The sequence below is a fragment of the Bacillus aerius genome (genome assembly GCF_029894105.1).
Lineage (GTDB): Bacteria > Bacillota > Bacilli > Bacillales > Bacillaceae > Bacillus > Bacillus altitudinis.
The window spans coordinates 110,270-122,568 of sequence record NZ_JARYHO010000001.1 but is presented as its reverse complement, the minus strand read 5'-3'; the positions used below and the strand labels follow the sequence as shown (position 1 = coordinate 122,568).

The 12,299-nt window shown below is 36.9% G+C and carries 11 protein-coding genes and 2 pseudogenes; 6 read left to right on the top strand and 7 right to left on the bottom strand.

Going from position 1 to position 12,299, the window contains the following annotated elements; genetic code table 11:
• Nucleotides 1-11: 11 nt before the first annotated feature.
• The 6 genes and pseudogenes from M2353_RS00720 to M2353_RS00695 all read right to left on the bottom strand — a co-directional run bounded on the left by M2353_RS00720 (nucleotide 12) and on the right by M2353_RS00695 (nucleotide 5,084).
• Nucleotides 12-1,074, bottom strand: a pseudogene (locus tag M2353_RS00720) (replication initiation factor domain-containing protein).
• A 9-nt stretch (nucleotides 1,075-1,083) separates the two neighbouring features.
• Nucleotides 1,084-2,490 carry an FtsK/SpoIIIE domain-containing protein gene (locus M2353_RS00715; RefSeq protein ID WP_284724728.1) on the bottom strand — a complete coding sequence of 469 codons (1,407 nt, stop codon included), beginning with the start codon at nucleotides 2,488-2,490 and terminating at the stop codon, nucleotides 1,084-1,086.
• Between the two features lie 1,090 nt (nucleotides 2,491-3,580).
• Nucleotides 3,581-3,964, bottom strand: coding sequence for a YdcP family protein (locus M2353_RS00710; protein ID WP_284724727.1), 384 nt, complete (start codon nucleotides 3,962-3,964; stop codon nucleotides 3,581-3,583).
• A gap of 350 nt (nucleotides 3,965-4,314) precedes the next feature.
• Nucleotides 4,315-4,596 carry a hypothetical protein gene (locus M2353_RS00705; protein ID WP_284724726.1) on the bottom strand — a complete coding sequence of 94 codons (282 nt, stop codon included), beginning with the start codon at nucleotides 4,594-4,596 and terminating at the stop codon, nucleotides 4,315-4,317.
• 58 nt (nucleotides 4,597-4,654) lie between these two features.
• Nucleotides 4,655-4,897, bottom strand: a complete 243-nt coding sequence (locus M2353_RS00700; protein ID WP_284724725.1) for a hypothetical protein — start codon at nucleotides 4,895-4,897, stop codon at nucleotides 4,655-4,657.
• Nucleotides 4,884-5,084, bottom strand: coding sequence for an ICEBs1 excisionase (locus tag M2353_RS00695; protein ID WP_284724724.1), 201 nt, complete (start codon nucleotides 5,082-5,084; stop codon nucleotides 4,884-4,886). Before M2353_RS00695 ends, M2353_RS00700 begins: the two co-directional genes overlap by 14 nt.
• Before the next feature lie 155 nt (nucleotides 5,085-5,239).
• Here M2353_RS00695 and M2353_RS00690 point away from each other — a divergent pair, with 155 nt between their 5' ends.
• Complete coding sequence (locus tag M2353_RS00690; protein WP_041115327.1) at nucleotides 5,240-5,617, top strand: helix-turn-helix domain-containing protein; 378 nt, start codon at nucleotides 5,240-5,242, stop codon at nucleotides 5,615-5,617.
• A gap of 6 nt (nucleotides 5,618-5,623) precedes the next feature.
• The gene (locus M2353_RS00685) at nucleotides 5,624-6,145 is read left to right on the top strand and encodes an ImmA/IrrE family metallo-endopeptidase (protein ID WP_144667753.1); all 522 of its coding nucleotides are present in this window, start codon (nucleotides 5,624-5,626) and stop codon (nucleotides 6,143-6,145) included.
• Between the two features lie 123 nt (nucleotides 6,146-6,268).
• Here M2353_RS00685 and M2353_RS00680 read toward each other — a convergent pair whose 3' ends face one another.
• Nucleotides 6,269-7,429, bottom strand: a complete 1,161-nt coding sequence (locus M2353_RS00680) for a response regulator aspartate phosphatase (RefSeq protein ID WP_284724723.1) — start codon at nucleotides 7,427-7,429, stop codon at nucleotides 6,269-6,271.
• A gap of 252 nt (nucleotides 7,430-7,681) precedes the next feature.
• On the opposite strand from M2353_RS00680, the pseudogene M2353_RS00675 reads away from it, so the two are divergent.
• The 4 genes and pseudogenes from M2353_RS00675 to glpT form a co-directional block, all read left to right on the top strand.
• Nucleotides 7,682-7,837: pseudogene (locus M2353_RS00675) on the top strand (DUF255 domain-containing protein); the annotation flags it as partial.
• 35 nt (nucleotides 7,838-7,872) lie between these two features.
• Complete coding sequence (locus M2353_RS00670) at nucleotides 7,873-9,756, top strand: thioredoxin domain-containing protein (protein WP_284724722.1); 1,884 nt, start codon at nucleotides 7,873-7,875, stop codon at nucleotides 9,754-9,756.
• A 152-nt stretch (nucleotides 9,757-9,908) separates the two neighbouring features.
• Nucleotides 9,909-10,679 carry a SurA N-terminal domain-containing protein gene (locus M2353_RS00665; RefSeq protein ID WP_008359353.1) on the top strand — a complete coding sequence of 257 codons (771 nt, stop codon included), beginning with the start codon at nucleotides 9,909-9,911 and terminating at the stop codon, nucleotides 10,677-10,679.
• 218 nt (nucleotides 10,680-10,897) lie between these two features.
• Nucleotides 10,898-12,232, top strand: coding sequence for a glycerol-3-phosphate transporter (gene glpT / locus M2353_RS00660; RefSeq protein WP_284724721.1), 1,335 nt, complete (start codon nucleotides 10,898-10,900; stop codon nucleotides 12,230-12,232).
• Nucleotides 12,233-12,299 lie beyond the last annotated feature (67 nt).

The window sequence follows — 12,299 nt, the reverse complement described above, 5'->3', positions numbered from 1 at the left end:
AGCAATATGTTTTAAACCACCATGTCAGCAATATTAGCCAAATAAACATCAAGCATAGTTTCATGCTTTTTATCCATTTCAGCATTAATAACCATATCTGAAAGATCGTTTGACCCCGTAGCTTTATCAACCTCTAACACCATTCGCATAGTTGGCGCACAGCTATTCTTTAGCCAATTTCTAGACTTCTCATAAAAGTCAGTTTGAGGTTTCGTATAAAGTTGCAACTTCTCAACATCACCTATAAATTTCTCCCAAAATTTACTTGTTTTCCAACTTTCTCGATCAACCATTTCATCTGGATTAACAAAACGGACATAATTTGAAATTACAGCTAACGCTATATAAGTCATGTTTCTATCTTTAATCAAAGCATTAACAGCACTTTTTGCCCTTTCGTTCTTTAATCGAATTTCATACCTGTTCCAATTCTCAACTTCATCATCTGGAATATTATATTTAGCCGCTTGCTCAAATCCTTTCTGATAAAAACACATATAAGCATCGGACTTTTTAGAACCAAAATAGATTGTAGTACCACGATCACTACCATCACTCAAAGCAAAAGAGCCATTATAATCTGAATTTCTGAATCTCGAAACACAATAACCTCTTCGAGCCCTTCCTAAAAGACGAGGAATAGAAAAATATGTTTTTCTATCATCTAATGCAATATCTAGTCTCGTGAAATTACCATTTCGTTCAAGGCATTCTTGAAAGAAGTCAAACCATGTCTTTTTTCGACATTCCAAGAAGGACTCGAACTGTCTACATCCTTTACCAGACAGTTCTATTAAAGTCCCTCTATCATCACCTTCGGCGCTGTAAAAGACTTTAATCATATCCATTTCCCAAGTACCAACGTAACCATAGAAGCCGGTTTGTTTCTCCGTCATAAAATCCCTGTTAATGTGCAGGATATTCTCGATTATGTCATCAACATCATGTGTTTTAAAACTAACCCTTACGTAGTCAACCATTGACACTAAAGGATTTTCAACGTTGTTTGTTTTCATTTTAGTCGATTACTCCCCCCCTGTTAGCGTGGGGGGGTTTTACTTGCCCCTCGGTCATTCGCTTCGCTCACTCCTCCTCAGTCGTCACTTGGGCGCTTTCGCTGCCGCTTGCGGCTGTCGCCGCCTGCGCGCCCTGCGTTCCTTCCTTAGCAAGTCGGATTTCCTCTATGAAATCATATCCATTCGGTATCAAAGGGCTATAAAATTCCATTATGTTTCCTGTACCTGCATAGGCGTACCCTCTACCTTTAATATCTTTATTTACAAATGCTTTATCGGTATCTCCAAAAAGCATTCCGTATCCTGTTTCACTCATTTGACCCAATGAGACCCTAAAATTAAACTGATCTCGTATTCCATCTGCAAAATATTTTGCGTCTGGTCTTTGAGCACCAGCAACGAGAAAAAAGCCTGCCTGTCTTCCAAGCATGACTATTTGCTTAATATCTTGAATCGCTTTATCACGTTCCTTGAAATCTAGCATATCCATAAACGCTACGTACTCATCAAATATGATAAAAACAGGTTTATATCCCAAATAGGCATAGTTCTCCCCTGTCCTATAATTTGGATGATTCTTCATTTCATCCATCCTACTCATCATATCTTCCACCGATTTACGCAGCGTCATCATGATGCCATTTTTTCGTGAAAATACTTTCCCCTTCAATACTCCTTCCAAGTCTGCCAAATCTGCATTTTTAGGGTCTAATATACGCACATCTGCCCCAGATGCAACAAGGGACTTTACCAGAGTCAGTATAAAATATGTTTTTCCTCCACCTGTACCACCAGAGATCAGCATGTGGGGTAACTTATCAAATGTCCAATCAATATGCTTCATTAGCTTCATAGAGCCTTTATTTACAACAGCGTCATCAATAGATATACGATTTTTCCCTGCATCATATAGTAGCTTATAGGTAAAAAAGCCATCTTCCATATCTGTAGACACTAAATCACAAAAGAACCCATTTTCGAATTCCTTCCCTAATTCCAGAAATCGAGACTGGAACCTGCTCATATCCATAGCAACCTTAATAATGATATGACCATCCTTAACCCTATAATAAAATCTAGGGAAATATGTGATTTTTTGAACCATTCTATCGGTTATACGGCTCTTCACGCTTTTACTATCATAAAATTTGTTCGACAAAATCATTCGTGCAATTTTTTGACGATGATAAATTTTCTTTAATTTTGAATACTTACGGAATATGTAGCGCCAACCAAATAAAATAGCTGCTGGAACTACAATTGACACAGTTAAACTTGTAACAATTAACGGAACATTAAAAGTTAAGTTTTGAAATATATGTTCTATACCTTTTTCATATAGACTCCATAGATGATCTTTCCAGAAAAGGATCATAAGCAATAAAAAAACAGGTGCAAAGATAAGTGCACCTGCTAATTTCACATTGTCTTTCATATATAGGCGAATTCGCTTTCCTTTATACTTTGAAATCATTGATTTAAATTCAGAACACCCCTAACGTTTGTTTTTCTTATTCTCACGCCACAAGCTGATTATATCCATGATTAAAAATTGACCACCAAACATAACAAATATACAGATTGACACAAAAACAGTGATGAAAATATCAAAAGGTAACAATCCTATTGGCTTACGATACCAAGCGAAAAATGAAAAGAATACAACCCATACAACAACACAGATAATTACTGAGCGTATCTTTTTCGTTTTAAATATTTCTAACCACTTTTTAATCTTAAAAACCTCTCTTAATTTACTTTAAATGATTATATTATTTCTACATTTACCACCAATCCATAAAATGATAAAATATGCATAATTAGTATCTAGGAAGGGAATTATATGTTTGATAAAATCATAGGCATTTATTTTAAATTTTCAATTTACCTAACTTATCTTCTTTTATTTAGCATTATTTTAGCATCATTTCACCCCCATGTTTTCAATCATTTTTTTAATGCAATCGGAAAATTAATTCCAACATCATTAGTTAACTATTTTACTGAAAAGAAAATAAGCCAAACTGATTTATTTTACATCTTCACCTTTATTTCAGCTATTTCAGGTATAGGGATAATTTAGGGCTTGATTTTCCCCAGAAATCTCCGCAAAAGGATGAGAGAAATTGGCATAGCTAAAGAAGATTATCCTTCATTTCATATGATTTCAATTCGTAATAATAGTTCTGAGTTAACTACCCTATTTCTACTCAGTATTATATTGTTTATAGAGACAAATGTTACTTCACTTTCACCACTTAAAAGCTTAGTATTAAATCTTTTACAGAATGCCCCTGTTGTTTTTCTTTTTTCTTGCATTGGTATAGCAGGAGCTATATTAGACTGCGTAGGTTTAATTATGTCAGGTTTTAGCACTACTATAGAGAAGAAAGATAATTCTTAAAAAGAGCGTGCCCATACTACAAGCACGCTCTTCTCAATTATCGCTCCAACCAATTGCCGTAGGTTTCATACAATAACTGCCTATTAAATCAATATCATTAATCTCTAGGACGAATCTTTGCCGCTTACTTCCATAAGAAATGGACATACACTTCCTAACACTACTTTTTCTCATTTGTTGCCGGTGCTGCTGGCGTTACTTTTGAAGCATTAACATTTGAACCTTTAAGAATAATATCATCCGCAACAACAGTCCACGATACATTAGCAAAGTTTCCATTAGCACGTGCTTGCGCTTGAATAATTGGATTTACTAATTCAACGTCACTCATGAAATCAAACTCTTTAAGTTCGACTGCTGCGGGCAAGGTAACTTCAATTTGACCGCCTTGACAGCTAGAACCTAAGTTATATGTTCTTGATTCCAATTGATCCGTTCTTTTATTAGCAACTCGATCAAAAACGAATCGATCACGATTTAAGCCCATAAATTTAATTTCGCCAAAAGTTTCTGCAATATTAGGTACAATAAATTTTAATTCCATTATATAAGTCTCCTCATTTTACGTGTTCATCACGATATTTTATTTTTTAAAAAAAGAATCGCTCCGACACTGTCATCATGGCGCTTATCAGTCGCTCACAGCATAGCCAGTCATGGCAACCTAGTAGACCATTTATGATCATCAAGCTGCTTACAGCTATTTCGCACGCTTCTTCTAGCCTGCTTCGGCATTATTAAACATGATTGCCGCCAATCGTCAAATACTCACGCATGACATTTCATTCAAGAAGCCTTATAATAAAATTGTCTAGGTTTTATCTAAGGCGTTCTTGATGAATATCAAGGCGCTTTTTTTGTCTATATGTATTTTTCAAAGATCGTCATTCCCTTCTAGCAGTCCCCAACAATATAAGGACCATTCAACAACAGAACTCTAGGCTTCGCCCCATAAATTAAAGGCGATTCATCAACCATTGGCATTCTAAAATAGAACAATGGATTTCCTTTTACATCGTAATAATTTTTTCTAAACCACTCGTGAAATTCCTCAAATTCTTCGTTCAATCCGTCATCAATTTTCTTTTGAATGACAACGGCTAAAGAAAGTGTAATAGGTTCTTTTTCATCTTCAAATCTCTTTAGAGATTGATCGAAAAGTTCCAAAAGACTCATTCCACTTCACTACCTTTCATTTCTCTACCTCTCATATAGTGGTGTAAACTCACACTATTCATTTTGCGAGAAGAGAAGAAATTTCATCCATGCCAACTTTATAATGCTTTTTAATCCTACGGAATGACATCCCTTTTAATAGAAGTTTTTCAACAATTTCTCGTGTCATTGGCTGCGATAAATAATGATCTATGTACACATTATTTAGTGCCATCTTCATTCTTGCAGACCAGTCACCTTCAAGATGTTTGGCTAAAGATACAGCCTTTTTCATTATGTCTTTTGTTTCAGATAGGCTCATCAATATTCTCCACCTCCTTTGTTGCATAGTAACAACTTTCAAAATAACTCTTGTTTACTTTCCCTTTCATTACTTTGAATCCGTTGTCTTTTAATTGAGAATTTAATTCTCTAATCATCTTGTATGCTTTGTTTTGTGAAACATCCATTATCTTCATAATGTCAGTCACATCTAAAAATTCTTTCATTTTAGCCTCCTTTGTTTATTTTTACTCCTTTTTGTTGTTAATTATATTTTATTACTCCTTTTAGGAGAAGTCAATGTTTTTTTATCGAAAAGAGGTTAAAATTCAAATATGTACAACTTTTCGTTGTAAACTTTATTTTACAGAGGAATGATATTATGTCATTAGCAGAAAGGTTAAAGAAGGCGAGAATAAATGCAGGTTTTAAAACTCAAAAAGATGCTGCACAAAAACTAAACATTAGACAACAGGTCTTATCTAATTACGAAAACGGAAGAAATAGCCCCGACACTGAAATGCTGAGGGAATTAGCCGATCTATATAATGTGTCAACAGATTATTTATTAGAATCTAAACGAAAGCCTTCAAAAGTAGAAGAAACAATAAATGATGCATTAGCAGAATTAGAAAAAGAAGATACATTGTTATTAATGAAAAACGCAGACATTGATGAAGAAACAGCCAAATTAATCAAACAAGCTCTTATTAACGGCATTCGTTATGTTGATGAAATGACCAAAAAAAAGAAAGAGTGAAAAGGGTTGTATACAGATAAAAGAATTAAACATATTGCACAACATGTTATTAATGATCATCAATCAAACGATCCACAAGTTCTATCAAAAAAGTTAGACATAATAATTCTCCCTTCTAATTTAGGAAGTAAAATTAATGGTTTTTTACAATATCATGAGGGTGCAAATAAGTATCTCATTCACCTCAACAACAACTTAGATTTTCATGATCAACAAGCGACACTTGCCCACGAACTAGGACATTTCTTCTTACACAAGGAATTTAATACTTTCAAGATAAAGAAAACTTCAATTGTCCTTGAAAGTAAATTGGAATCCCAAGCAAATACTTTCGCAGCAGAACTATTGCTTCCAGATAGTTTATTAAAAGGGTCAAACCTTTGTATAAGAAATTTATCTGCTGAAACAATTGCAACACGTTATAATGTTCCATTAGCAATAGCCAAGATCAAATATAAACAAAATAAAAAACTCTCTATTTACAACAGAAGAGAAAACTTCCATGAAAACCACGTTGTAATAATTTAAAAAAATCTCGTGTTATTGTTCAATAGAAGAACTAACACGAGATTTTTTTATTAAGCTACTATTCTTTCTGCAACATCATGTTTAGCTTGTTGTACATCACTCACATAAGCAAATGTTAAAAAACTAATGAACAGTGTAGACATAATCAATAACATCTTTTTCTTTTTCATTATTTTTTCTCACTTCCTTCCTAATATGGTATCTTGACTCGATATTCATTTTATAATAAAAAGTAGATAATTCAAAATCACCCTTCTTTTCATAATATTGACCTACATCATTTGAAAGGTATTCAATATCAGCGTATAACCTCTTCTTCGTTAAATACTCAAAGCACTCTTCAATCAGATTTTCATCGCCTTCAAAGTATAAAACAGTCAGCACCTTAAATTTTTGTTGATATTCTTCATCATTCATAATTTCGGAATATTTGGTTCCCTTAAAATAAAAATATTTTGCTTGTTCTTTATTTCCAACTTTACAATGAATCCTTGTCAGCATAAATAGAATTTTCGTCAAATATATACGTTTATGATTCTCTAATATATCTAAAGCTTTATCTAAATGAAAAGTAGCATTCTCATAATCCTCTAGCTCATCATAACACACACCAATATTTATATGAGCCATCCCTTTTATAAGAAAATCGTTTTTCTTCTCAGCAGTTTCCAATACACTAAGAAATATCTCTAAAGCTTCATCATACCTCAAATCATCAATTAAGTTACCACCAACAATGAAACGGCACCTAAGAGAATGTTCAAGGTATTCTTCATTCTTATTATAAATTTTAAGAGCTCTTTCAGCATAATTTAAACTAAAATAAGTTTGTTTTTTGGCATAATAAACGTGCGCCATTTTGTAATAAAAATCTGCTTTTTCTATTATGTCATCAACTGCATCAAGTTTGCTTTCAGCCTTCCTATAAGCACTAATAGCTGTACTCAATTCATTTCTACGGAACTCATACATCCCCATGAAGAAATAAAAATAAAATTCCAACATTCCTGTTAGGTTTTCTTGTCTCTCGACTTTCCTCAGAGACAAGTAATCATCATCTAGCATTTTGATATCATGAACATTAATTTCATTAATCATCATGTAGTGTCTAAATTCAAGCAATTGATAATATAGAAACACGTCTGGATTTTCTTCCATATTGTCTAGCTCTTCAACGACTTCTTCCTTTATAGATTCAGCCTGTTCTATTCGGTTATTTTTTATTGCTGTATACCAGTAATTGAGTTTTGTTGCAACTAAATCATAAGGTATTACGTTTTCCATTCCCATCCCTCCTTACAAAATATGTTCTTTGCAATATTTATAACATTATTTCAAAATCACCTATCCACCGAAAGGTTATTTAGGCATAATAAAATTGCTAATCACTCACAAAAATGTAACTATATAACCATAATATAACAAGTATATTTTCCTATTTAAAACTTTTCAATAGTTTAATTAATTCAGCTCCTTTTTTTGAACAAAACATTTTTGTGTTAAACTAAGTTAAAAATTATAAAGGCAGGTGATCCCATGAAGAAAAAATCAATACCCAACCGATTAATCGCTGAAAAATCACCATACCTTATCCAACATGCCTATAATCCTGTCAATTGGTACACATGGTCAGATGAAGCATTTGAGAAAGCGAAACGTGAAAACAAACCCGTTTTCGTATCGATTGGGTATGGGTAGCTAAACGAACATGTCACTGGTGCCACGTCATGGCACACGAAAGCTTTGAAGATCAACAAGTCGCTGACATCCTAAACGAGCATTTCATTTCAATCAAAGTCGATCGTGAGGAGCGTCCAGATATTGACTCGATGTATATGTCCGTTTGTCAGATGATGACGGGGCAAGGCGGCTGGCCGCTCAACGTGTTTGTCACGCCTGATCAAAAGCCGTTTTATGCGGGGACTTATTTTCCAAAAAGAAGTGCTTACGGCCGTCCTGGCTTCATTGAAGCACTGACGCAATTGCTGGATGCGTATCACAACGACCGAGATCATATTGAATCATTGGCAGAAAAGGCAACAAATAATTTGCGGATCAAGGCAGCAGGGCAGACAGAAAATACGCTCACTCAGGAGTCGATTCACAAAGCCTATTATCAGCTCATGAGCAGCTTTGATACGCTGTATGGCGGCTTCGGTTCTGCGCCTAAATTTCCTGCGCCTCATATGCTCACGTTTCTCATGCGCTATTTTGAATGGACAGGGCAAGAAAATGCGTTATATGCTGTCACAAAAACGTTAAACGGTATGGCAAACGGCGGTATTTATGATCATATTGGTTCTGGATTTACTCGATATTCAACAGATGAAAAATGGCTTGTGCCGCATTTTGAAAAGATGCTGTATGATAACGCCTTGCTGATAGATGCCTACACCGAAGCCTATCAAATCACTCAACACCCTGAGTACGAAAAGCTTGTCCAGGACCTCATTCAATTTATCAAACGAGACATGATGAATCGTGACGGCTCTTTTTATTCGGCAATCGATGCAGATTCTGAAGGAAAGGAAGGTCAATATTACGTTTGGACAAAAAAGGAGATCATGACCCATTTAGGCGATGACCTCGGCACTTTATTTTGTGCGGTCTACCACATCACAGAGGAAGGAAATTTTGAAGGACAGAACATCCCTCATACCATTTCCACCTCATTTGATGACATCAAGGCAGCATATTCAATCGACGACAAAACCCTTCATTCCAAACTGCAATCCGCTCGACACATCTTACTCACTGTAAGACAGCAGCGACCTGCACCGCTAATCGATGACAAGGTACTCACCTCGTGGAATGCGCTGATGATTTCCGCACTTGCCAAAGCAGGGAGTGTCTTTCATGAAGAAGAAGCCATACGCATGGCAAAACAGGCAATGTCTTTTCTCGAAACACACCTCATCCAACAGGGACGCCTCATGGTCCGCTTCAGAGAAGGGGACGTGAAGCATCTAGGCTTTATCGAAGATTATGCTCACATGCTCACAGCGTATATGTCTTTATACGAAGCGACCTTTGACCTAGATTGGCTGACAAAAGCCAGAGCCGTTGCTGAAAATATGTTTGAACTGTTCTGGGATGAGCAAATCGGGGGCTTTTTCTTCTCAGGCTCAGATGCAGAAGCGCTTATTGTTCGTGAAAAAGAAGTATACGACGGGGCCATGCCGTCTGGTAACAGTACTGCACTCCACCAGCTTCTGAAACTAAGCAGAATGATCGGACGTCAAGACTGGATCGAAACACTAGAGAAGATGTTCAGCGCCTTTTACGTCGATGTCTCTTCCTATCCAAGCGGACATACCGCCTTTTTACAAGGACTATTAAGCCAATATGCCGTAAAACGAGAAATCATTATTCTCGGGAAAAAGGGCGATCCGCAAAAAGAACAGCTTCTACAAGCATTGCAAAAACGATTCATGCCATTTGATCTCATTTTAACTGCCGAAACAGGGCAAGAATTAGCAAGGCTCGCACCTTTTACAAAAGATTACAAAACGATCAACGACAGCACGACGGTCTATATTTGTGAAAACTACAGCTGCCGCCAGCCGATCACCAATCTCGACGAAGCGATGGAACAATCATTCCAAACTTGAGCTGTCATATGATGACTATGAGAAGACAAAATGAGGACAAACAGATAAAAAACATGTCAATCCGCTAACAATTCGTCTATACGGTTTTATTTTTCCTCTAAAACGGTTAGAATGCGCACTAGATGTTCTCATACCGAAGGGAGAGAAAATAATTGAAAAAAGTATCATATACACTCATTGCTTGTCTGTTATCAGTGGGGCTTGCAGCCTGCTCATCAAACGATGCGAAACAGGATAAGCAAAACGATTCAGCCAAAAGCAAGGAAACAACACAGGCTGACCAAAAAGAGCAGCAAAAGCAAATGGAAGAGATGCAAAAGAAATTAGACGCACAAAAAATTGATGATCAAAAGGTCGTTGCGACCGTCAACAAAGATAAAATCACAGGAAGTGAATACAATAGCGCCTTATCGACCATTCAAGGTCAACTTCAGCAGTCAGGACAAGACCCAACATCTAAAGAAGGCGCAAAAGCTGTCAAGAAGCAAACCATTGATGCGCTAGTAGGTCAAGAACTCATCCTGCAAGATGCTGAGAAGAAGGGCTATAAAGCCTCTGACAAGCAAGTCGATAAGCAGCTAAAAGAAGAAAAGAAACAATTTAAAGACAATGCTCAATTTGAAGAAGCACTCAAAAAGAGCGGACTGACAATGGATCAGCTAAAAAGTGATATTGCCGACAGCATCAAATACAGCCAATATGTCGACAAAGAAATTAAATCAGCCTCTGTGTCTGAAAAAGACGTCAAAGCGTACTATGACCAATACGCCGAACAAATGAAAAAACAAAAACAAAAAGCACCTGATTTCAAAGACGTCAAATCACAAATCAAGAAGCAGTTAGAATCTCAAGAAAAACAAAAAGAAGTACAAAAAGAAATTGATCAACTAAAGAAATCTGCAAAAATTGATGTATCAATTTAACCACTATTAAAAATCCGCCATTGTGCGGATTTTTTTCATCACTTCATGAACTGTTTTTCCAAAATAATGACAAAAGCCTCATCATAAACATCTTCTCCATCCGATATGATGGGAGTACAAAAGAAAGCGTTATCAATTCTTTTGTCTCTGAAAAAGTACAAGATCAAAGACAGACCTCGTACTTTTGTTTCAGTCATATCTACAAGAGGAGGATGTTTATGTTCAAATGGTTTAAACCGGCTCCACATATCGACAGGCTCGATGATGCCAAAACAGACGAAACCTATAAACGGCTGCGGCTGCAAGTCTTTTTGGGGATCTTTATCGGATATGCGGGCTACTATTTGTTGCGCAAAAATTTCGCATTTGCCATCCCTTATTTACAGGAAGAGGGGTTCACAAAAAGTGAATTAGGCTTTGTACTGGCGGCTGTTTCAATCGCTTATGGATTTAGTAAATTCATTATGGGGATGATCTCAGACCGGTGTAACCCAAGATACTTTTTAGCCGCTGGACTCTTTCTATCAGCTCTTATCAATATTCTATTTGTCTCATTTCCATGGGTGACATCCAGTGTATGGATCATGTTTTTATTCATGTTCTTAAACGGCTGGTTTCAAGGAATGGGGTGGCCGCCATGCGGACGAACGATGGCGCATTGGTTTTCGGTGAGTGAACGTGGTACGAAAATGTCCATTTGGAACGTCGCTCACAATATCGGCGGGGGGATTCTTGCACCGCTTATTACATTAGGAATTGTTTTGTTTGCGACGTGGAAAAGTATCTTTTTCTTCCCTGCCATCATCGCCATTATCGTCTCCTTCGTCATCATTCTTCTCGTACGGGACACCCCGCAATCCGCTGGTCTTCCGCCAATTGAAGAATACCGAAATGACTATCCGGCACAACAATATGAAGATCAAGAAAAAGAATTAACCGTAAAAGAGATTTTGTTTAAATATGTACTCAACAATAAATTCCTTTGGTATATCGCCATTGCCAACGTCTTTGTGTACTTTGTCCGTTACGGGGTCGTAGACTGGGCACCTACCTATTTAACAGAAGCAAAAGGATTCTCACCAGAGCATTCACGCTGGTCTTATTTCCTTTATGAATATGCAGGCATCCCTGGTACATTATTGTGCGGGTGGATTAGTGACCGCTTCTTTAGAAGCCGCCGCGCACCTGCTGGCGTCCTCTTTATGATCGGCGTATTAATTGCGGTTCTTGTGTACTGGTTAAACCCTGCTGGCAATCCAATGGTTGATAACATTGCCCTCATCAGCATCGGGTTTTTAATTTACGGACCCGTCATGCTCATTGGACTGCAAGCCATTGATCTCGCTCCGAAAAAAGCCGCTGGCACTGCTGCCGGGTTGACAGGATTCTTTGGATATATTGGTGGCTCTGCTTTTGCTAATGCCATGATGGGCGTCGTCGTCGATCACTATGACTGGACAGGAGGTTTCATTTTACTAGTTGGTTCTTGTATCCTTGCGATTGTGTTCCTCGCCATGACATGGAATACAGGAAAGCGCGTAGAGCAAGTTTAATGAAAATCACATAAAAGATTCATCTCCGCCCAACATGCCCTTTACATCTATTTCTTATGATGGAGGC